Annotated in this window: 16 protein-coding genes; 13 read left to right on the top strand and 3 right to left on the bottom strand. The window is 60.8% G+C overall.

What is annotated here, in order from left to right; genetic code table 11:
- Positions 1-24 precede the first annotated feature (24 nt).
- From DOM58_RS04980 to DOM58_RS04960, 5 genes are all read left to right on the top strand, one after another.
- A complete protein-coding gene (locus tag DOM58_RS04980) occupies positions 25-1,017 on the top strand; it encodes a hypothetical protein (protein ID WP_157957489.1) in 993 nt (330 codons plus the stop codon).
- A 33-nt stretch (positions 1,018-1,050) separates the two neighbouring features.
- The gene (locus DOM58_RS04975; RefSeq protein ID WP_110691965.1) at positions 1,051-2,895 is read left to right on the top strand and encodes a glycosyltransferase family 2 protein; all 1,845 of its coding nucleotides are present in this window, start codon (positions 1,051-1,053) and stop codon (positions 2,893-2,895) included.
- 11 nt (positions 2,896-2,906) lie between these two features.
- Positions 2,907-5,219, top strand: coding sequence for a glycosyltransferase family 2 protein (locus DOM58_RS04970; RefSeq protein ID WP_188113772.1), 2,313 nt, complete (start codon positions 2,907-2,909; stop codon positions 5,217-5,219).
- 45 nt (positions 5,220-5,264) lie between these two features.
- Positions 5,265-6,293 (top strand): glycosyltransferase, encoded by a 1,029-nt coding sequence (locus tag DOM58_RS04965; RefSeq protein WP_075561209.1) that lies wholly within the window; start codon positions 5,265-5,267, stop codon positions 6,291-6,293.
- A gap of 198 nt (positions 6,294-6,491) precedes the next feature.
- Positions 6,492-7,442, top strand: a complete 951-nt coding sequence (locus DOM58_RS04960) for a glycosyltransferase family 2 protein (protein ID WP_157957488.1) — start codon at positions 6,492-6,494, stop codon at positions 7,440-7,442.
- A gap of 148 nt (positions 7,443-7,590) precedes the next feature.
- On the opposite strand, the gene DOM58_RS04955 is transcribed toward DOM58_RS04960, so the two are convergent.
- From DOM58_RS04955 to DOM58_RS04945, 3 genes are all read right to left on the bottom strand, one after another.
- Positions 7,591-8,829 carry a capsular polysaccharide export protein, LipB/KpsS family gene (locus tag DOM58_RS04955; protein WP_110691962.1) on the bottom strand — a complete coding sequence of 413 codons (1,239 nt, stop codon included), beginning with the start codon at positions 8,827-8,829 and terminating at the stop codon, positions 7,591-7,593.
- Between the two features lie 379 nt (positions 8,830-9,208).
- A complete protein-coding gene (gene ligB / locus DOM58_RS04950) occupies positions 9,209-10,960 on the bottom strand; it encodes an NAD-dependent DNA ligase LigB (protein ID WP_223162129.1) in 1,752 nt (583 codons plus the stop codon).
- A gap of 316 nt (positions 10,961-11,276) precedes the next feature.
- Positions 11,277-13,415, bottom strand: a complete 2,139-nt coding sequence (locus tag DOM58_RS04945) for a carboxy terminal-processing peptidase (protein ID WP_110691961.1) — start codon at positions 13,413-13,415, stop codon at positions 11,277-11,279.
- 133 nt (positions 13,416-13,548) lie between these two features.
- On the opposite strand from DOM58_RS04945, the gene DOM58_RS04940 reads away from it, so the two are divergent.
- The 8 genes from DOM58_RS04940 to DOM58_RS04905 all read left to right on the top strand — a co-directional run bounded on the left by DOM58_RS04940 (position 13,549) and on the right by DOM58_RS04905 (position 21,641).
- Positions 13,549-14,865, top strand: coding sequence for a M18 family aminopeptidase (locus DOM58_RS04940; protein ID WP_110691960.1), 1,317 nt, complete (start codon positions 13,549-13,551; stop codon positions 14,863-14,865).
- 93 nt (positions 14,866-14,958) lie between these two features.
- Positions 14,959-15,873: a LysR substrate-binding domain-containing protein gene (locus DOM58_RS04935; RefSeq protein WP_110691959.1), complete on the top strand. Its 915-nt coding sequence runs from the start codon at positions 14,959-14,961 to the stop codon at positions 15,871-15,873.
- A gap of 102 nt (positions 15,874-15,975) precedes the next feature.
- Positions 15,976-16,896: an N-carbamoyl-D-amino-acid hydrolase gene (locus DOM58_RS04930; RefSeq protein WP_110691958.1), complete on the top strand. Its 921-nt coding sequence runs from the start codon at positions 15,976-15,978 to the stop codon at positions 16,894-16,896.
- A 67-nt stretch (positions 16,897-16,963) separates the two neighbouring features.
- On the top strand, positions 16,964-17,824 hold the full coding sequence (locus DOM58_RS04925) for a hypothetical protein (protein ID WP_110691957.1): 861 nt from the start codon (positions 16,964-16,966) through the stop codon (positions 17,822-17,824).
- Entirely contained in the window at positions 17,806-18,378 is a 573-nt protein-coding gene (locus DOM58_RS04920; protein ID WP_110691956.1) for an amidohydrolase family protein, read from the top strand. Before DOM58_RS04925 ends, DOM58_RS04920 begins: the two co-directional genes overlap by 19 nt.
- Positions 18,379-18,415: 37 nt before the next feature.
- Entirely contained in the window at positions 18,416-19,855 is a 1,440-nt protein-coding gene (locus DOM58_RS04915) for an N-acyl-D-amino-acid deacylase family protein (RefSeq protein WP_110692068.1), read from the top strand.
- A 143-nt stretch (positions 19,856-19,998) separates the two neighbouring features.
- Complete coding sequence (gene dctP / locus DOM58_RS04910; RefSeq protein WP_110691955.1) at positions 19,999-21,084, top strand: TRAP transporter substrate-binding protein DctP; 1,086 nt, start codon at positions 19,999-20,001, stop codon at positions 21,082-21,084.
- Complete coding sequence (locus tag DOM58_RS04905) at positions 21,081-21,641, top strand: TRAP transporter small permease subunit (RefSeq protein WP_110691954.1); 561 nt, start codon at positions 21,081-21,083, stop codon at positions 21,639-21,641. The genes dctP and DOM58_RS04905 overlap by 4 nt, the downstream gene beginning before the upstream one ends.
- Positions 21,642-21,657: the final 16 nt, after the last annotated feature.

The raw sequence follows: 21,657 nt of genomic DNA, 5'->3' as shown, positions 1-21,657 counted from the left end.
CAATTTAGTGGTCGAGGGGGATGCGTGACAGCCGATCCAATGCGCGCGGATATCCGCGCCACGATGAACATCTGTTTTACCGCCCTCACCATGGTGCGTGGCGAGAGTGACATCGTCTGGTCATCGCTGCTGCATCATGCCCGCCTGGGGTTCCAGCGTTTGATTGTCATCAGCTATCTGGAACACGACTTTCTGCGCCAGTGCGTCGATAAGCTACGCCAGGATTTTCCTGGCCTGGAAGTCAATCTGGTCGAGCTGGAGAGCCGTGGCCATTTCGGAAGGCGCAAGGCGTTTTACGTCAACCGGGCGTTGTCATTGTTCGTCGATCCCAAGATGGAAAACTTCGTCTACTGCTTCGATGCCGACGAGTTTCTTTCGTTGGGGCCGTACCCGTCGATAGGCGCGTTCTTCTCCGCGTTCGCCGCCGAGTTGCCAGACAGGGTGATCCACGGGACGACAGGTGAGTGCTTTCCGCTGCCCTGGCTCAACCTGATACCCAAGCGTCGTCACTACGAGGAACGGGATCTGAGCGGTCAGTTTCTCGAAGGAGAGTATCTCTGCGTCGACAGCCGTCAGAACAGTCGTCACAAGGTGCTGTTTCGCAAGCGCCCCGGCACGCGCGTGCACATGGCCTATCACCAGGCATTCGCGGGGGAGAAGGATGTCCCCATTCTGCCGGAGCCCGAGGCCGTGGCGTTCGTCGAAAAGAGCGGGGCCTGCGTCTATCACGTTCCGTTACGCAGCCCCGGCCAGTTTCGGGATCGGCTGGAAGGACCGATGCGACGCGTCATGATCCATTCCGTCGGCGGTCAACCGGCCACGCCTGCCGAGGCGTCTTTCGATATCGCCGCCGAGCTCTACTCGGCGTGTACCGCCAGTCAGCCTCGATTCACGAGTCTTGCCGAAGCCGCAGATGTCTTCGGGGAAGCCATTACCGATAGAAAGATCCGGGCCATCACTCGATTCATCTACCGTCATCGAGTGGACGTCGGCCCGGTTTTGGGATCGGCGAAGTAGTCGCCGCCCCGAGTTGCCTGGGAACTTACGCCAATGATTTCACGCACCGCCAATCAACCCCGTTATCGATTTGCGATGGTCGCCATCGTCAAGAATGAACGTCAGTACCTGCCGGAGTGGATTGCTTACCACCGGCTGATCGGCTTCGAACACTTTTACATCGCCGATCACGGCAGCAGCGACGATACCGAGCTGTTGTTGGCGAAATGGCAAAGCCAGGGATTGGTCACCGCTTGCCAGTGGGAGCCTGAAGAACGAGCACAGATCCTGTGGTATCAGCACGTACTCGAGCACCACGGGCACGAATCGACCTACATGGCCTTTATGGATGTCGACGAATTTCTGGTGCACCCGCACTGCGACAGACCGTTGGAATGGCTGGCACCGACACTCGCGTCGGAAGAAGTGGGCGCGGTGGCGATCAACTGGCGAATTTTCGGGTCTTCCGGAATGCGGTTTCGCCAGCCGGGGGGCGTTTTGGAGCGATTCAGCATGGCCAGCGATTGTGCGCGAGTCGTCAACTGCCACGTGAAATCGATCGTCAAACCTTCGCGGGTACTGTCGATGACGCCACATACGGCACAGCTGAAACCGGGTTATCGCTATCTCTCGGCGGATGGCCAGACGGTGGATTTCATCGAGGGCAAGGCGCAGTCCGGGCGCACCCAGAGCGTGATCGACACGCCGATGAAGATTTACCACTACAACATCAAATCGCAGGAGGAGTTCGTCGATACCAAGATGTCCCGCGGACGCGCCAACATGGGGCCGATGCACTCCCGCGATCTGGATTATTTTCACCGCCACGACATGAACGACGAGCCGGTCCAGTTTTCGCCGGAGCTTTTGAGTCGCGTTCGCAAGGCCAGTCAGGATCTCGCTCCCGAAGCTTTCCCGGCCCGGCGCCAGCCGTGTTTCTTCGTGCATATCCCCAAGACGGCGGGGACGAGCTTCCGCCTGGGAGCCAAAGCCCATCTCGGTGAAGACCGGGTATGGCACGATTACGGCGAAAAGCAGCGTGAAACCGCTCCCGAAGTGGTGCGCTGGGGTTACGAGCGCCGCGATGTGTGGCGGCTGTGGCAGATCCTTTCCGCCCGGGACGTGCAATTGCTGGGCGGCCACGTCAAGTTGGAGAAGTACGCACACTTGGCTGGGCTGCGCCACTGCTTCTCCTTCGTGCGGAACCCCTTGCAGCGCCTGGCCTCCGAATATCACCACTTCGTTCGCCACCATGGCTACCAGGACACGTTCTCGGCGTTCTACCGCCGCCACGACATGATCAATCGGCAGAGTCGTTTCCTGGAATCGACTCGGATCGAAGCTCTGGGATTCATCGGGCTGACGGAGCGCTATCCCGAATCGCTGGCGATGCTGAATGCGCTGTATGACTGGGAAATCCCGGGCATGTCCGAAAATCTGGGGCACGCGACGGTGGATCACACCTACGATATCAGCGCAGACGACGAAGCCGCATTGCGGGCGCTGAATGCCGAAGATTTTCAGCTCTATCAGCAGTGTCAGCGGCTGTTCGATTCCCGGCTGGCGCTGTTCGAACAGGGTCGACCCTTCGTCCACGGCGCGATTCAACAGTGCGTCGCCGACAAGGTGGTGGGCTGGGCCTGGTGGTCCGGCGACGACAGCCCCGTCGAGATCGATGTCTGGGTCAACGATCGCAAGGTCGGTCGTACGCTGGCCAATGCGCTGCGTCCCGGGATGCTGCGATGGGGCGCACCGCGCGGCGCTTTCGTGGGTTTCCATCTGCCGCTCGAGGCCGGTCAGGGGGACATCGTCGATTGCCGCGTCACCCTGACCCAGCAGTCATTGGGTCGCCATCGCGTGCAGCGAACCGTCACTCTCCAGCCCGTGCTGGAATCATGAGGGGCGTACCGATGCAGACTTCGCTGCCGCCAATCTCAGCTTCCAGGGACTGGATGTTCTGGCGCGGGCTCAAACGCTCCACGCGAGTGGTCTGTTACCCCCGTCTGAAGCCCATTCATCAGCTCGAGGCCCTGACGGTCGATGACGGTGTGGCTGGCCTTTATAACTGGCGTTCGCTGGGCAACGATCCGCAATTCGCCTGGCGTCGCCAGCTACCCCTGCCGGGCTGGAACATGCTCGAAATCGGTATCCGCCATGATCAGCCGAGCGGCTCGGCGCGGCTATATGTCGATACCGGACAGGGATTCAACGAGGCGGAAAGTTTTTACCTGACGCTACGGCCGGGGCGGATCGCCAAACGGTTGTGTTTCATCGGGGCCGGTATCCGAGGAATTCGCTTCGATCCGCTGGAAGCGGAAGGGTGCTTCGTCGTCGATCATCTGCGGCTGGTGTGGCTAACCCCATGGTTCGCCCACGATCGTCTGGCTCAGCGGCTGGCCAACCTGCACGGTCAGTGGCTCGAGACGCCCAAGGCCAGGGTGCTTTCCCAACTGAAGTTGAGCGCACAGGCGCAGAAGCTTCATTGGCGCGCGCTGGCGTTGAAGCAGTACGAGGAGACTTTCGTTCGCCTCTGTCCGCGCAAGAGCTATCGGCAATGGCTGGTACAGCAGCCGGTGCTCTCCATCGAGCAGATATCTCGGCGGCTGACCACTTTTTCCTATCGTCCGCTGATCTCGATCCTGCTGCCGACCTATAACCCCGTCATCAAGGATCTCGATCACTGCATCGAGTCGGTGCTGGCCCAGCATTATCCGAACTGGCAGCTATGTATCGCCGATGACGCCTCGACCGATCCCCGCGTGCATGAACGGCTTTCCCACTATGCCGAGCGGGATTCTCGCATCGAGGTGGTCTTTCGCCCGACCAATGGCCATATCTGCGCGGCCAGCAACACCGCGCTGGCACGTGCCCGCGGTGACTATGTAGCGCTGCTCGATCACGACGACCGTCTGGTGCCGGAAGCGCTCTACCACGTGATCGAGACCTTGCAGCGACAGCCGCAGGCGGCGCTTCTGTACAGCGACGAGGACAAGATCGATGACTTCGACGAGCGCTTCGACCCGCACTTCAAGCCGGCGTGGAATCCCGACCTGCTGCTGGGACAGAACTATGTCTCGCATCTCGGCGTTTATCGCACCGAGCGCGTCAACTCTCTTGGCGGGTTCCGCCAGGGCTTCGAAGGCAGCCAGGATCATGATCTGACATTGCGTTTCTGTGCCGGACTCGATCCGGACCAGATCGTCAGAATTCCGCATGTGCTCTATCACTGGCACGCCGGTCACGGCTCGACGGCGTCGGCCGCCGTGGAAAAGGCGTACACCGCAGATGCCGGTCTGCAGGCGGTGCAGGACTACCTGACTCGGCACGCCGCAGGCGCGAGTGTCGAGCCGGGGAAATTCCCCAATACTTACCGTGTCCGTTGGCCGATCCCGGATCCCGCTCCGCTGGTGAGCCTGCTGATACCGACCCGCGATCAGGTATCGATCCTGCGCCCCTGCGTCGAGGCGATACTCGAGCGGACGCGCTATCCGCACCTGGAACTTCTGATCCTCGACAACGGTTCGACCTGCCCGCAGACGCTGGCCTTTCTCGATGACATCGCGACGGACGCGCGGGTGCGCGTGCTGCGTTGGCCGCAGCCGTTCAACTACTCGGCCATCAACAACTTCGGGGCGCGTCACGCCAACGGGCACATTCTCGGCCTGATCAACAACGATATCGAACCGATCAACGAGGACTGGCTGGAAGAGATGGTCGGTCAGGCCTGTCGCGACGAGATCGGCTGTGTCGGTGCCAAGCTCTACTACCCCGACGGCACGGTCCAGCACGCCGGCGTTCTCCTCGGGGTTGGCGGTGTCGCCGGCCACGCGCACAAGTACTTTTCGCGTCACGAACCGGGATATTTCAGCCGTCTGCATCTGGCGCAGAATTATTCCGCCGTTACTGCCGCCTGTCTGGTGGTGCGCAAGTCACTGTTCGATGCCGTGGGCGGTCTCGACGAAGAGAACCTGGCGGTGGCGTTCAACGATGTCGATTTCTGTCTCAAGGTCCGCGAGGCGGGCTACCGCAACCTGTGGACGCCGTTTGCCGAACTCTATCACCACGAGTCCGTTTCTCGAGGCGCCGACGACACCAACGCCAAGCGGCAACGGGCGAGCCGGGAAGCGGATTACATGCGCCGGCGCTGGCGGCATCGACTGTTCGATGATCCGGCCTATCACCCCAGCCTGACACTGACTTACGAGGACTTTTCGCTGCGTTGAGTCGCAGCGGGAAGAATGAATTTCCAGCCTACGAGGGGACTAATCATGAACTATCCGCGCTGGGTGGTTTTGAGTGATGGAACCTGTCCGACCGAAGATATCTACTTTCTGAAATCGGTGGCTCCGTGGCTGCAATCACGTGGCATCGAAGTCAAGCGGATCGACACCAGCTACTGGCGGCTGCCGGTCATGTGCATGCCCTGGCTGGTGGGCGAACTGCGCGATGCCCACATCCTCGTCTGCCGGTCGCTCAACGGCGCCTGGATTTCCTGGCTGGAAGACAATCGTCACCGTTTGTCCACCATTCGCTATCTGATCGACGACGATGTCGATGCCGCTGCGCAAGACGAAGAGCTGCCGGAAACCTACCGGCGGCGAATGGCGCATGTGGCCTCTCACTTGCAGCCACGCTTGCTGGCGATCGCCGACGAAGTGATCGCCTGCTGTGAACCGCTGGCGAGACACTTCAGTCGTCGCCACGATTCGGTTGCGCTCCTGGCACCGTCGTTGATTGCGGCGATGCCGAGTCACGATCATTTTTCGATGCTGGCACCCTGTGTGGGGTTTCACGGTTCTCGGGCGCATCTGGCCGATCTCGAGAACATCACGCCGGCGCTGGTCGATATCCACGAACGCAACAAGGCGTTGACGTTCGAGATCATGCTGGGAGGATTTTCGCCGGTCTCGCTACGCGGGTTGCAGCGGGTCCGGACGCCCAAGCCTCTAGGCTGGCGGGCCTTTCAGCGCTACCGCGGTCGTCAGCGCATGCATATCAGCCTGACGCCGATGCGCGACACGCCGTTCAACGCCGGCAAGACCTATATCAAGTTTCTGGACAACGCGGCGATGGGGAGCGTCGGCCTTTACAGTGCGCGTTCTCCCTACCGGGAGATCGTCTCGCACGGCGAGGACGGTTTACTGGTCGAGGACACGCCCGAAGCCTGGCGCTCAGCCATGCAACAGTTGATCGACGATCCGGCGGGCGCACGTCTGATGGCGCAGAACGCCGCTCGTAAGGCGATGGATATCGGTAATCCGGAGAAGGCTCGAGCTTTCTGGTGGGTGCGCCGGTGACACTGAACGGAAAATGCGGAAATCGACATTATTGCGCTGAGGTCAAAATAGTGGCGTTGAGGTCAAAAGGATCGCGTTGAGGTCAAGAGGATCGCGCTGATCCCGAGCGTCGATCCTGTGTGAGCACGCCGGCTCCGTTTCCCACTTTGTGTCGCCGCCACGGCGGCAAGTATCTTTAACATGACAGGAAGCTCAATCATGAATATCGAATTTACCGCCATTACGATGGTGAGGGGTGAAGAAGACGTCGTCTTCGCGTCTTTCCTGCATCACCTGCGGTTGGGATTCGACCGGCTCATCGTACTCAGCCATATCGAGCACGATTTCCTCAGAGAGTGCGTCGCCGAGCTGCGTGACCGCTACCCGGAAAAGGAGATCGCCTTCGTCGAGATCGAGGACGAACAGGGCTTTTCCAGGCGCAAAGCCGACTATATCAACGGGGCGCTGGATATCTACCTGAAAAAGGACTGCTTCAACGTCGTCTACGGCTTCGACGCCGATGAGTTCCTGACTTTCAAGAACAGGCTCACGGTCAAGGACTTCTACGCGGCATTCGCACAGCGATTCCCGGGGGAAGAAAATCTGAAGCGATTCTACTTCCGGCTGCCGTGGATCAACGTGATCTGCAAGGAGCGGATCGCCTATCAGCAGGATCTGGAAGGCAAGCTGTTGGAGGCCGAATACTGGTCGCTGGGGGAGCAGGCCTCCGATACCAAGGCGCTGTTCATGCATCGCCAGTCCCATCGTCTGCATATGGGGTATCACTGGCTGATGGCCAAGCAGGATGGCACGGTGCTGGAGCCTGAGGCCGAGATCATGAATTTCGCCCGGGAGTGGGAAGCCTGCATCTATCACTTGCCGCTACGGAGCGTGGAACAGTTCTTCGCGCGGATGGGCAACTACGTTTCCAGTGCGGCGAAACAGGAAAAGCACAACCGCTTGAGCCAGTTCTTCATCGACAATCCGCACATCAATCGCCAGCACTTCTTCGAGATGTGCATCGCGCCGACGCCGAGTTATCCGAGTTACGAAGCGCTCAAGGCGGATATGGGGCCGGCGATCGAAGAGATGGTCTTGATGGCGTTCACCAAGTTGATGGTGAAACCTCGCATCGACATTGGAAGGGCACTCTCTCCGGCCAATTCGTAGGCGGATTCGACGACCGAGCGGGTAGCCAAAAGAGCGGCCGGGTGACAATCACCTGGCCGCTTTTCTTTGTAAGGATAGGGACGGTTCGTCAGCAGAACGGATTGCTCGAAAGCTACCGAGAATCGAACCTAGGGTTTGTACGAAAAGCCTACGAGGCGACCGGTAGGCGAGAGTCCCACAGCAGCCGTTCGATAGGGGAGATGTCCTGGGTCAGGTGCGCCACGGCATTGATCACGGCCAGGTCGATACCTTCGCGATCGTAGAAGCCGCCGTTGATCTGAGTGGCATGAATGACGACTTTGGCGAAGCTTCGAAACAGGCGCCTCTCGGGACCGATCGGATAGCGCCAGAAGTCATCCAGAGTACTGGAGGAGGTCAATCCAGGCAGGCGGTAGATCGACTCTCCCAGCGCCAGGGTCGGGCACCCGCTCTCCAGCGCTGCGAACCCTTCGCGGCCATTGATCGTTACCAGCCCCGAAGCATGATCGATCAGCGTTTTCAGATCGATCCCGGACAGGAACACCAGTCGCTCGCCCAGGTCGGTTTCTCGCGCCAGATCCCGTAGTCGGCGAACGTAGCCCGTAGAAGCCGTTCCCTTTGGATCGAGAACGACCAGCCGTGTATGTCCCGGTGCGAAACGGGCAAACGAGCCGACGACCCGCGTCACGCCTTCGGCCATATCGGCATAGGGCGAGTGGCAAAGAATTTGGCTATCGCCATCCTGCTGGAGCGGAAACAGAAAGAACGGCTGCCTCTCGTCGAGCAGTCGCCGACAGCGGATGGCAGATCGGCGTCGACCTCGGCCGATGAGTCGTCGATAGTCGATGTCGCCGCAGGATCGGGTGTGACGGCGCGTGTGGCGAAATCGCAGCAAATCGGTCATATCGGCCAGCTGGTAGCCGATATTCCGCACCAGATGTGGTGTGAGGCGCTGCTGGAAAGGTCGGGGAGGCAGCGCGTGAGGGATGGTCGGGCCAACGCTGTGATACCACTCGGGACCCCGCGGAAGCAGCGAGTAGCCGTCGACGCCTTCACGCTCGAGTGTGGCCCAGTAGGGTTGAAAGTACCCGGGCGCCAGAATGTGGTTACGAATGCCGCGTCGTCGCGCTGCGCCCAGCACTCCCTTGTGGACGGGCCGACGGTCATCGAAGGCAACCTGGTCGGTGATGCCATGACGTCGCCACAGGTCGGTGACGAACTCGCCCAGCATGGGCAGGGGATCACGAAAGGTTTCTGCCGATTTCCCATGCCATCCCAGCTGATCTCCAACGGTGAAGTTGACTTTGACGACCCTGTGGCCGTCGTCACTGAGTCGCTGCCCCAGCTGGTCGAAGAAGCGTGAGCGGGGACCTTGCAGGAACAGGAAGGATCGCCTTGCGGGGAACATCGTGTCGATCCCTCTCTCTGGTTATGGACCTTCGGGTATGGACCTTCGGGTATGGACCTTCGGGTATCAGCCTCTGAGCGTGGCCATTTGGAGCTGGACGACCGGATAGAGGCATTGCCTGTCGGCGATAGGTCGTTCGGACATATCGATGAGATATGCCACGGAAGGCCGCCGGTACGCAGACACGAGGTGACTGTAACGCGACTTGGCAGCCCCGCCATGCCGCGTTTTCTTGAATCGGACGGTGGTTTAAATGGTTCTGCAGAGATGAGTCTTGTCAGACCGACTTGCCGTCACCGGCAAGTGGCCTGACAGGCGTTCGACCCGATTTCGACGAATGCTGGCGGTAGGGCGGGGTGCTGAAGACGGGACTGGCGATTCACAAGGTCGTCGTCGGCGTTTGGAAAATCGTGTCGAGCAGGGCATCGATGGTGGGGTGGTGGAAGAAGGTCGCCAGTCGTTCGCTGCGGACGACGCCGATGCCATCGAAGGTTTGCCAGGATGTCGCCGAGCGTTCGCGCAGCCGGTTCAATGAGGGCGCGAGTGCCGCCTGCTCGACGGCTGCTGGTATCGGTGGCATGCCCAGAGCGACGAGCCACTGTCTTTGGCTCGCATTCTCGGCCTCGTGGAACGCGCCGATCCACTGCCGAGCGCGCGTCTCCCCGACGCCAGGCAGGGCTTGAAGCTGGGCGACATCCAGTTGTCGCCAGGACAATAGATCGTCGACCAGGCCGGCGTCGACCAGCGCGGCCCAGGTGGCGGGGCCAATGCCGGTCATGTCCAAGCCGTGAGCGCTGCCCAGCCATTCCAGCCGGGCCAGGAACTGTTCCCGGCAGCCGGGTGTCAGGCGCAGACAGGACAGCGCGTCGTAGCGTCGAGTGTCGGGCAGCACCAGCGGCTGTCGTGGCGTGGCCGGTATCACTACCTGTTCGATCTGGGCAATGGTGGCGCCGGCGAGAGAGATCGAAACCTGATCCCCGGGGTGAACATCCAGCGTTTGCCAATGATCCAGCGAGCCCAGGCTGATCGAACTGACTTCGCGGTCGTCGAGCAGGACCGGATCCAGTCGGGCGATCGGGGTCAGGCGGCCGGTTCGCCCGACCGAGACGTCGACGGATTCGACCACGGCCAGCGTTTGCGCCGCCGGATATTTCCAGGCGATGGCCCAGCTCGGCGGCTGCGGCTGCCAGCGTTGCCCCGGCGGACGTTCGCTCCGCTTGATCACCACGCCATCGGAGGCGAACGGCAGCCCGGCGCGATACCAGCGATCGCGCCAGTGTTCGACCTGCGCCAAGCGGTCGGCGGGGGACGAGCCCTCGACGCGCCGGGTGTAATGGGCGGTATCGACGAATCCCAGCTGCGTCAGCTGTTCGAGCCGGCTGTCTCCGGTCACAGGTCCATCCGGCCAGGCCCAGGCGAAGAAACCGATCGCCTCGGCATCCTGCGTCGATAACGTCTTCCGATTCATCAGTCCGGCGACCTTGGAGCGTGCCGAGACACCGCCATCCCGGGCCTGAACGTGGTCGGGCAGTCGCAGGAAGAGCTCGCCTTGAAGCGTTATCGGTGCCTCGCTGCCCAGCTGTTGCGGGATGCCGGTGATCTGTTGGGCCTGGGCGGTCCAGTCCTGTCCATACTCTCCATCGCCGCGACTGATGGCGGAGGCGAGCTTGCCATCGCGATAGACCAGGGTGACCGCGACACCATCGACCTTGGGCTGAATCCATAGCGCCCGCCCCGATTGCCGCAATAACCACTCACCGACGGCCTTTCGATCGGGCAGTTTGTCGAGTCCGGTCTGAGCGAAAGGGTGCTTGAGATCATCATTGGCCGACGAAGGTGTGGCCTGGCGGGTTGCCGCGGCGGCTGGCTCGAGACAGCGACGCCAGCGCTGCCAGCGACGTTTGGCTTCGTCGTAGACCCCGTCGTCGACCAGGCGTTCGTGACGCTGATAATAGGCCTCGTCCCACCGCTCGAGTCGTCGAGTCAGTGCCTCGTAAGCGCTCTGCTGTTGTGCCCTAGCCGCGCCAGGTGGGCATGAGGTCTCCAGCGTGCCGGGGTGAACTGCACTAGTGGAGCTGGGATGGATCGTGTCCGCCTGGGCAATTCCTGACAGGCCCAGCCAGAGGAGCACCGTTGCTCGGATCAATATCGCCATCATGATGTCGCTCTCGAGTCTTCCAGACGTTCAACGACCGATGAGCGATTTTCTGAACCCTTGTTTCTGAATCCTTATTTTCTGAACCCGTGTTTCCAAGCCCTTATTTTCTAAACCCAGGCAGGCCGGGTTCGACGTTGCGACTGTCATCAAACATCAAACGAAAAAAGGGCCTCGCGAGTTCGCGAGGCCCTTGGCTGATGCTAAATTCCAATGGCTAATTCTGGATTCGACACGTCGGAGCTTACTGGTTCGTACCCGGCGCCGGATGACCCACGCCGGGCGAGATAGATTATCCGTTGGACTTCAACTGCACGTAATCCAGCAATATCTGCGAGGTTTCCTGCAGTTCGGCGCGATCGATCGGTTTGGCATCGTCGGAATCGGCTGCATCTCCCTCGCTGCTGTCGTTGGCGGCCGCGCCTTTGTCGTCCTTGTTGCTGGAATCTTCGCTCGCCTTGTCCTCCTCGCCCGACGTGCTCCCATCTTCGCGGGCATCGGTCCAGTGTTCGAGCGGTTCCATTCCCAGCGCTCGGCGTCGTTGGTTCTCCAAAGCCAGCTGTTCGCTCTCCTGGGCGTCCATTTCGCGCTGACGCTGATCCTTGTTGAGACTGATGCTGGTCTGCTGATCGCGTAGACGCTTACTCAACTGGGCCTGCTTCTCGAGATAGACGAAATCGGGATCGTTGGCGATGCGTCGCTCGTGACGGTCCTGCAGTCCCTCGATATACCGCCACGGCTCTCCATAGAGGCGGTACTGCACCGGACGTACTCGATCCCAGGGCAGGGCGTTGTCGAGGGCGCTTTCACCGATCTCGTCGGGGTCGATCAAGCTGGGATAGAGAATGTCCGGTTCGACGCCGCGATGCTGGGTACTTTCGCCGGAGATCCGATAGAACTTGGCACGTGTCAGCTTGATCTGCCCATGGCTGAGGTCGGTCAGGGTCTGCACCGTGCCCTTGCCGAAGGTTCGACTGCCGACCACCAGACCTCGACCGTAATCCTGAATCGCTCCGGCGAAGATCTCGGAAGCGGAAGCGGAGAGGCGGTTGACCAGCACGGCGAGAGGGCCGTCGTAGGCGACACCGGCGTCGGTATCACCGTAGAGATTGATGCGTCCCTGAGCGTCGCGAACCTGTACCGTGGGCCCGCGATCGATGAACAGGCCGATCATGGAATTGGCTTCCTGCAGCGCGCCGCCGCCGTCATTGCGCAGATCGAGCACGATACCTTCGACGTCTTGCGCCTTGAGCTTGTCGATCTCCTTGGCGACATCGCGGGTGGTGCTGCGATAATCGGATTCACCGGCTTGCCAGGCGTCGAAGTCGACATAGAACGCCGGTACCGTGATGACCCCGATCTTGTGCGTCTCGCCATCACGCTGGACCTGCTCGATCCGGCTGTGAGCGGCCTGGTCCTCAAGCTTGACGGTATCGCGAGTGATTCTGACGGTGTGTGTGCGCGTCACGTCGACGGCCTTGGCGGGAATGACGTCCAGACGTACCGTCGAGCCCTTTTTCCCACGAATCAGATCCACCACTTCATCGAGGCGCATGCCGACCACGTTGACCATGTCGCCATCTTCATCCTGACCCACCGCGACGATACGGTCCGCCGGTTGCAGCACGCCGGCCTTGTCCGCGGGTCCGCCGGGTACCAGGCTCGATACCTTGACGTACTCACCGTCGCTCTGCAGCAGTGCGCCGATGCCTTCCAGCGAGAGCCGCATCTGAATATCGAACGATTCGCTTTGCTGCGGCGAGAAATACTCGGTATGAGGGTCGACGGTGCCGGTGACTGCCGCCATCAGCAGCACCAGTACATCTTCGGCGTTGGTCTGGCGTACACGGTTGAGCTGGTTGGTGTAGCGATCATGCAGCGTCTTCTGGATCTCCTGCGGCGACTGGTCGCTCAGCGACAGCGTCAGCGCGGCATTCTCCAGACGTTTGTTCCATAGATCGTCCAGCGAACTCTCGCTTCCCGCCCAGGAGGAATCTTCCCGATCGAGCGCCAAACGTTCGTTGCTGGCGTAGTCGTAGTCGATCCCCTGATCGACTCTTTTCACCAGCCACTGCAGTCGGGCTTCGAGTCGATCCTGATAATGTGAATAGAATGCATAGACACGATCGAGATCGCCTGACTTGAGCGCATCATCGAGTGTCGTTTCCAGATCGCTGAAGTTGTCGACGTCTCGCTGCAGGAGGTAGGCGCGCTGATCGTCGAGGACGTCGAGCAGGCGCTTGAACGCGCGCTTCGACCAGGCGTCGTTGATCTCGACCTCGGCGTAATGCCCATACTCCAGCGATTCGGCGACTTCGCTTGCCGCCTGACGTTGGTCATCCGTTGGGGTGGGACCGGCCAGCGCCGTGACGCTCCATGCCAGCAGTAGCAAACACATGGCCGCGTACCGAGCGGCGACAATCAGGGTCATCAATGAAGCACTCCCGGTTTCCTGTACACTCTCTATTCCCTAGAAGACCACCGGATCCATGAATCTTTTTCAGGTCCGGGATTCATTGTAGCAGTCAGTTTGCGTGACTACAGACCGACATCCGAGGAAACCCATGTCAGACCATGCCGCCGACAAGGCTCTCGAAGATCGCTTGATCGATTTCCTTCAGCATTCGCCCTCTCCCTGGCACGCCACCACCAATCTGGCGGCAAGGCTGGAGGCGGCAGGATATCGGCCGCTCAAGGAAACTGACAGCTGGAAGTTGTCGCTAGGCAAAAAATATTACGTGACGCGCAACGATAGTGCCTTGATTGCGTTTCAACTACCTGACTCTTCGCTCGAAGCGATGCGTATGGTCGGCGCTCACACGGATAGTCCAGCGTTGCGAATCAAACCGCAACCGGCGATCGTCAATAAAGGCTGGCTGCAGTTGGGCGTGCAGGTGTACGGGGGGGCGTTGCTGGCGCCGTGGTTCGATCGTGATCTCGGCATTGCCGGCCGGGTTCACGTGCGCCGGGCCGATGGGACCCTGCAGGGTGTGCTGCTCAACGTGGCGGAACCGGTGGCGATCATTCCCAGTCTGGCGATTCACATGGATCGCGAAGCCAACAATGGCCGTGCGTTGAATGCGCAGACGCAGATGGCGCCGTTGATGATGCAGGGCGGGGACGCGCCGGATTTCGACCGTCTGCTCAAGCAGTGGATCGAGCGCGAGCACGCCATCGAGGTGGCGGATATCGTCGATTTCGAACTGGGCTTCTATGATGTACAGCCGCCGGCGCGGGTGGGTGTCAATGGCGAGATGATCGCCAGTGCCCGACTCGACAACCTGCTTTCCTGCTTCATCGGTGTCGAAGCACTGTTGGCGGCCGACGGTCGGCAGGGCGCGCTGTTCGTCGCCAACGATCACGAGGAAGTCGGCAGCGCCAGTGCCTGTGGCGCCCAGGGCCCGTTTCTCGCCGACGTGCTGCGGCGCGTGAACTCGGCGCTGGGTGAGCCGGGCGACGAGGGCTTCGTGCGGCTGATCCAGCGCTCGCTGATGATCTCCTGCGATAACGCTCACGCCGTTCACCCCAACTTCACCGACAAGCACGACCCGAACCACGGACCGTCACTCAACGCGGGGCCGGTGATCAAGGTCAATGCCAGCCAGCGCTACGCCACCAACAGCGCCACCGGGGCGCTGTTCCATGAAATCTGCCGTGAAGCCGGCGTGCCCGTTCAACAGTTCGTGACCCGTGCGGACATGGGCTGCGGCAGCACCATCGGACCGATCACCGCGACCGAACTTGGCGTGCCGACCATCGATGTTGGCGTGCCGCAGTTCGGCATGCATTCGATTCGCGAAACGGCAGGCAGCCGTGACCCGGCGTATCTGATCCGTGCGTTGAAGGTATTTTTCGACCGGCCCGAGCTGGCGATCGATTGAGCATCTGATTCTCGCGTCACGGATGTCGAGCTGGACCGAGAATGGGTATTGATTGTGGTGATGTAACGGCGGACTTTGGTTAGCGAGGCGGCAATGGCGCTGAATTTGCGGCAGATCGAGGTTTTCCGGGCAATCATGACGACCGGCAGCATTAGTGGCGCGTCGCGCGTCCTGATGATTTCTCAGCCGGCGGTGAGTCGGATGCTCGCCCACACCGAGCAGCGCATCGGTTTTACGCTGTTCGAGCGCATCAAGGGGCGGCTCTACCCATCGCCGGAAGCACGACGGTTATTTCGTGATGTGGAGAACGTCTATCGTGATGTGCAGCGAGTCAACAACACGCTCCACGATCTGACCCAGCGGCGTCATGGCGTCGTTCGCGTCGCGGCCAGTTCGAGTCTCGGCCATCAGGTAGTGCCGTGGGCGATCACCAGCTTTCGGGCAGAACAGGATGTTCGTGTCAGTCTCGATTGCCAGCGGCACACGCAGCTGCGCGACCAACTGCTCGATCGTCAAGCTGATCTGGGCATTTCGCTGTTCCCGGTCAATCATCCCAACCTGGAAGCCAGCCCGCTGCATCGAGCGGGCATGGTTTGCGTTTGCCCGAGCGATCACCCGCTGGCGGAGCGCGACATGGTGCAATTGCCCGAGCTCCGCCACTACGATCTGATCGGTTATGGTGCAGAAACACCGTTCGGGCAACATATCCGTTCGGCATTCGAGAGTGCCGGTGAGCCTTGGCGGCCAGCTACCGAGGTCGATTCCCCGCACTATGCCTGCGCCCTGGCCAATGCGGGTGCGGGCATCGCGCTGATCGATGAATTCACCTGGCAGGGGTTTCACAGCGACCATTTGACGGCGGTGCCTCTGCCGGTCGAACAGCGGCTTATCGTCAGCCTGGTCTATCCGCGTACGGAGCCGCTGTCGCAGCTGGCCCACGTGTTCATTTCACACCTCAAGGCGGCATTCGTCCGCTTCAGCGCTAGCGATACCTGCGCGCACCCGTAAATTAACCAAAAGTTATGGGCTGCCGATAAATCGGTATACGACACTTCGGCGCAATATTCAGACACTGATTCGACCAAATCAAATTCGATAGGCGGACAGGTCATGCGTGAACGGGTAATCGGCGCGGCTCAGATGGGCCCCATTCAGAAAAGCGACAGTCGTGAAGTGGTCGTGTTGCGAATGCTGTCGTTACTGGACCGGGCTGCCGCCCAGGGCTGCGATCTGGTGGTTTACCCGGAATTGGCGCTGACGACCTTTTTCCCGCGCTGGTACATGGAGGACCAGGCCGAGATCGACGGCTGGTTCGAGCGCGAGATGCCCAATGCGGCAACCCAACCTCTGTTCGATCGGGCTCGCGCGCATGGCGTCGCCATCTCTTTCGGGTATGCCGAGTTGACGCCGGAAGGACACCATTTCAACACGTCCATCCTCACCGACCGTCAGGGCCATATCGTCGGCAAGTATCGCAAGGTTCATCTACCGGGACATGTGGAATATGACGCTGCGCGTGACTTCCAGCATCTCGAGAAGCGGTACTTCGAACCCGGTGACCTTGGCTTCGAGACTTTCGACAACGAAGGCACGCTAATGGGCATGTGCATCTGTAACGATCGTCGCTGGCCGGAAACTTGGCGCGTCATGGGCCTGCAGGGCGTCGAACTGGTCATGCTGGGTTACAACACGCCGTCAGTGAACTCGCAGAATCGTGGCGAGGGCCTCAGCGAGCGGCTCTATCATTCAGAACTGTCGGTCACGGCGGGCGCCTACCAGAACGCGACTTGGGCCGTGGCCGTTGCCAAGGCCGGAGTAGAGGACGGCTTTCCGTTGATGGGTGGCACGATCATCGTCGATCCGGACGGATTCGTGGTTGCGCGTACCACCGGAGAGGGGGATGAGCTAATTACCGCGCATTGCGATATGGACCGCTGTCAGTTCGGCAAAACGACCATCTTCGATTTCGCGCGTCACCGGCGCGTCGAGCACTACGGACGAATTACCTCGCAGACGGGTGTCGAGCGCTAGCGGTTACCGCGAGGAAAGCCGCTCTCCTGATGACAACCACAATAACGACAATCACCGAGGTGCGAACATGATCGAGCGTTATGACGTTCTGCTACGCAATGGCACCGTCGTCGATCCTGCCAACGGATTGCACGAAATCCGGGATATTGCGCTCCGCAACGGAAAAATCGCCGAAGTGGCGCCGACCATTGCCGGTGAGGCGCGACGCGAGCATGACCTGGCGGGACTCGTGGTGATGCCGGGTATCGTCGACATGCACGTGCATCTATCACCCTTTCTGGGTGGTGGCTGCGGCCATCGAATGTTGGCAAGGGCTGGCGTAACCACAGCGCTGGACATGGCGGGGCCCATCGAAGGCGTGGTCGATCTGGCGGCGCGCCACGGCTGTGGACTGAGCGTCGCCTGCGTCAATTACTTGCGGCCGGAACACACCATCGCTTCCGACGACCCCGGCCGGGACGATATCGACGAAGCCCTGAGTCACGCCCTGAGCCAGGGCGCAATCGGGCTGAAGCTGCTGGGTGGCCATTATCCGTTGACCGCCGAGGCTACAGCGCGTGCCATCGAGGCGGCTGCTGGATGTGGCGCTTACGTCGCCTTTCATGCCGGCACGCAGTCTGCGGGTTCCAATATCGAAGGCATGCGCGAGGCATGCGAATTGAGTGCGGGCCATCCGCTACATCTGGCGCATATCAATAGCTACTGCCGAGGGCAGATCCGTGATGCCGTGTCCGAGGGCGAGGAGGCGTTGGCGTTGCTGGCCGCACATCCGCACATCCGCACATCCGCTCGGAGTCCTATCTCGCACCCTTCAACGGTGTCAGTGGCGAGTGTATCGACGGCGTACCGGGGAGTCGGCTGGCGGCTTTCGGGCTCGAGCGTGGCGGGTATCCGGCCACCAGCGAGGGGATGGCCGAAGCGATTCTAGCCGGTTGGGCGCTAGTCAATCTCGAGCGCGGGGGTATCGTCGAATTGGTGGGCGGGTCCGAGGGCCTGGCCGCCTGGCGTACCTGTGGTTCCAACATCGGCATCAGCTTTCGGGCCAATCCTCCCGAGCCGCGTCTGCGGCTGGTCACGGCTACGCGGGACGACGGGCGTTATGCGGTGGATGCCCTGGCCACCGACGGCGGCGGGATCCCGCGCAACGATATCGTGGCGCGAGGTCTCGCTCTAGTGCATCTGGATGCCTTGAGTCTCGAGGGCTTCGTGCGCAAGGCAAGTCTCCATCCGGCGAAAATCCTCGGGTTGCATGACAAGGGGCATCTGGGGGTTGGTGCCGATGCGGATATTACCGTGCTCGACCTCGAACGCCGGCGCCCGGTCCTGACCTACGCGCACGGGCAACGGCTACTCGATGGCGACGATGTCGTCGGCAGCGGTGGCCGTCTGATTACTACGCCGATGGGCGAGGCTGCGGTGCGTGCCGCCGGGCTCGACACGCTGGTCATCCAGCCGGGCACGATGCTGAAAAGCCCGCAATGACACGATGTCGGTCATTCCACATCATCAGGAGAACGATATGACATTCGATGTGATCATCCGTCGGGCTCACGTTCTGGATGGTACCGGTCGCAAGCCGTTCGTTGCCGACGTTGGCGTGAGCGGAGATCGAATCGTGGCTATTGGCGATCTGGACGCGACTGATGCCGCGCAGGTGGTCGAAGCAGAAGGGCGGTATCTTTCCCCGGGATTCATCGACGTTCATACCCATGACGATAGCTGCGCCATCCGCGAGCCGGAGATGCTGCCCAAGATCACTCAGGGCATTACCACGGTGATCGTCGGCAACTGCGGTATCAGCGCTTCACCGGTCAAGATCGTCGGCGAGGTGCCGGATCCGATGAATCTGCTCGGCGAGAGCGATGCGTTCTTTGCGCAGTTCGATGCCTTTGCCGCGGCAGTGGAAGCCGCGACGCCTGCCGTCAACGTGGCGGCATTGATCGGGCATACTACGTTGCGCGCCGGGGTGATGGATCGCTTTGACCGGGCCGCCAGCGACGAGGAAATACTGGCCATGCGCCAATCGTTGCGCACGGCGCTGAGGGCCGGCGCGATCGGCCTCAGTACCGGTCTGGCCTATACCAATGCGCGTCAGGCGCCGGCCGGTGAGGTAAAAGCGCTGGTCGAGGTCGTCGGCGAAGAGGGGGGAATCTACACCACCCATATGCGCAACGAGCGCGAGCTGCTGTTCGAGGCGATGGATGAGGCGTTCGACACGGCCCGGCATGGTGGGGTGCCGCTGGTGATATCGCACTTGAAGTGCGCCGACGTCGACAACTGGGGCAAGAGCGAACACGCCATCGAGAAGCTCGAGGCAGCGGCGGCCGAGCAGCCTTGCAACTGTGACTGTTACCCCTATTCGGCCTGCTCGACGACGCTCGATCTGTGGCGGGTCTCGGACGAGTTCGAGATCCTGATTACCTGGTCGAAGCCGCATCCTGAGCAAGGGCGGCGTCTGCTGAGCGATATCGCTGCCGAGTGGGAGGTCGATCTGACCGAAGCGGCACGCCGCCTGATGCCGGCCGGAGCGATTTATCACAACATGAATGAGGAGGATGTGCGCCGCGTGCTGGCGCATCCTCTAACCATGATCGGCTCCGACGGGCTACCCAGCGACCCGAATCCGCATCCGCGGCTGTGGGGGAGCTTTCCGCGCGTCATAGGCCACTATTGCCGTGACGAGGGGCTGCTCGACCTGCCGGAGGCAATCCGCAAGATGACCTCGATGTCGGCGGCGCGTTTCGGGCTGACCGATCGTGGCTTGATCCGCGAGGGCGCGTTTGCCGATCTGACGCTGTTCGATTTCGAGATGATCCGCGAGGGCGCCAGCTTCGTCGCGCCGACGACGCCTGCGGTCGGTATCGACTGGGTAATGGTCAACGGGCAACCAACCTGGGTCGATGGCGATGTCCGCACCCGCGCAGGGCGTGTTCTGCGGCGAGAAGGAATGATCGAGTAACCTTGCATCATTAACGTCAGGTTATGGCCCGTCGACAAAAAGGTATGAGACAGGCGCGTGTGACATCGATGATTATTTTCTGACAGCTCGATGACGACGAGCTGTGACGGCAACGACAACGACAACGATAAAGAGGTTTTCCCATGCCTTTGATGAACCCGCAATCTCTCCCGAGGCGCCGTTTCATGTCGGCGGTCGCCTTCACCCTGACCCTCGGAGCCGGCCTGGCTGCCACGCCTGGTGCGGTTGCCGCTGCGGAAACGCTGACCTATGCGACCAATACTGCACCGAATGGCCTGCGCGGTGCTGCCGAAAAGGGCTTTCTGGATGCCTTGAGCGAGGTTTCCAACGGCGAGATCGAAGTGGTGCCTTACTGGGGTGCCTCGGTCATGCAGGGCGATGAAATCCTCGGCGGTGTCAGCAATGGTGTTGCCGACATGGGTTATATCAACATCAATTACTATCCCAATCAGTTGCTGCTGAATGGGGCTTTCCAGCTGTTTCCCGCCGGGCCAGAGAACTACGCCGACATCATGTCGGTCTACCATGCCGTCTACGACCAGGTGCCGGAGCTAAGCGAGGAATTCGCCAAGCAGGACCAACACATCATTTATATCTACCCCTATCTTCCCTATGCCGGCGTCTTTCGCGAACCCGTGACGTCGTTTGATGACTTCCAAGGTAAACGGGTGCGCGCATCCAGCCAATGGATGCTCAATTTGCTGGGCGATCTGGGTGCAACGCCGGTATCGGTGCCCTGGAGCGATACCTATCAGTCGCTGCAGTCGGGTGCCATCGACGGCGTCTTCACTAATTACGACAGCCTCAACCGTACCGGCATGGACGAGGTTGCACCGAATATCCTGACGTCACGCCGCTTATGGTTGGCGGTGCCCATGATCCTCACCGTCAATCAGCGCAAGTGGGACGCGATGTCTACGGAGATGCAGGGCTGGTTCGAGCAGGCCGCGGCGCAGGCGGAGAAGACCTTCGGCGAGTATTACGCCAACGAGTTCGATCGCATCGTCAAGGTGCAGGAAGCCGCCGGTTATACCGTCACCGCAGCCTCCGCCGACGATATCGAGAAGTTCGTTTCGCTACCGGCAGTGGAAACCAATCGCCAGACCTGGATCCAGAGCGCCGAGGGTGCCGGCGCCGAGGACCCCGCGCGAATCATCGAGAAGATGAAAAAGATCATCGATGACGGTTCGGCGGCCGGCGACTCATGAATAGCGACTCGAACGTCGGTTCTCGGGCGCCTACCGAGGTCACGCCGTCCAGTTTGAAATCGGCCAATCGTCAGGCGCGTAGGCCGCGCCTGATGACCCGGCTGAATCAGAGCCTGGCTGAGCTGTGTGGCTGGCTGTTGATCCTGGTGGTGCTGTTCATGATCGTCGATCTGGTGGCGCGGGGATTTTCGCGTCCTCTCTACGGCGTCTCCGAACTGGCCATGTTCACGATGATTGCGGTGGTGTATCTCGGCCTGTCGCATGCGGAAGAACGGGACGCGCATATTCGTGTCGAGTTCCTGACGGACAAACTCAGCGGCACCACGGGGCGTCTATTGACAGGCTTCATCACGCTGGTTTCGCTCGTGACGGTGGTCATCGTGGCGTGGGCGGTATGGACCAACGCGGTCAATGCCTGGGAGAGCCGCCAGGCGATTGCCGGGCCACGCCCGATCCTGGTTTATCCGGTCAAGTTCGTGATGTTCGCCGCACTGGCGCTTTACGGGCTGCAGCTGTGTCGCCGACTGGTGGCCCAATTCCGATTCAAGAGTCCGTGAAGACCGAGAAGCTTGC

This window comes from Salinicola halophyticus, from assembly GCF_003206695.1.
In the GTDB taxonomy this organism is placed as follows: domain Bacteria; phylum Pseudomonadota; class Gammaproteobacteria; order Pseudomonadales; family Halomonadaceae; genus Salinicola; species Salinicola halophyticus.
The sequence above is the reverse complement of the archived record's forward strand: the minus strand, read 5'-3'. Positions and strand labels throughout refer to the sequence as shown.

Excerpts from the sequence above, each read along its gene's own strand:
- DOM58_RS04975 (WP_110691965.1), top strand. The coding sequence starts at position 1,051 with ATGATTTCACGCACCGCCAATCAACCCCGTTATCGATTTGCGATGGTC.
- DOM58_RS04970 (WP_188113772.1), top strand. The coding sequence starts at position 2,907 with ATGCAGACTTCGCTGCCGCCAATCTCAGCTTCCAGGGACTGGATGTTC.
- DOM58_RS04965 (WP_075561209.1), top strand. The coding sequence starts at position 5,265 with ATGAACTATCCGCGCTGGGTGGTTTTGAGTGATGGAACCTGTCCGACC.
- DOM58_RS04960 (WP_157957488.1), top strand. The coding sequence starts at position 6,492 with ATGAATATCGAATTTACCGCCATTACGATGGTGAGGGGTGAAGAAGAC.
- DOM58_RS04955 (WP_110691962.1), bottom strand. The coding sequence starts at position 8,829 with ATGTTCCCCGCAAGGCGATCCTTCCTGTTCCTGCAAGGTCCCCGCTCA.
- DOM58_RS04945 (WP_110691961.1), bottom strand. The coding sequence starts at position 13,415 with ATGACCCTGATTGTCGCCGCTCGGTACGCGGCCATGTGTTTGCTACTG.
- DOM58_RS04940 (WP_110691960.1), top strand. The coding sequence starts at position 13,549 with ATGTCAGACCATGCCGCCGACAAGGCTCTCGAAGATCGCTTGATCGAT.
- DOM58_RS04935 (WP_110691959.1), top strand. The coding sequence starts at position 14,959 with ATGGCGCTGAATTTGCGGCAGATCGAGGTTTTCCGGGCAATCATGACG.
- DOM58_RS04930 (WP_110691958.1), top strand. The coding sequence starts at position 15,976 with ATGCGTGAACGGGTAATCGGCGCGGCTCAGATGGGCCCCATTCAGAAA.
- DOM58_RS04925 (WP_110691957.1), top strand. The coding sequence starts at position 16,964 with ATGATCGAGCGTTATGACGTTCTGCTACGCAATGGCACCGTCGTCGAT.
- DOM58_RS04920 (WP_110691956.1), top strand. The coding sequence starts at position 17,806 with ATGGCCGAAGCGATTCTAGCCGGTTGGGCGCTAGTCAATCTCGAGCGC.
- DOM58_RS04915 (WP_110692068.1), top strand. The coding sequence starts at position 18,416 with ATGACATTCGATGTGATCATCCGTCGGGCTCACGTTCTGGATGGTACC.
- dctP (WP_110691955.1), top strand. The coding sequence starts at position 19,999 with ATGCCTTTGATGAACCCGCAATCTCTCCCGAGGCGCCGTTTCATGTCG.
- DOM58_RS04905 (WP_110691954.1), top strand. The coding sequence starts at position 21,081 with ATGAATAGCGACTCGAACGTCGGTTCTCGGGCGCCTACCGAGGTCACG.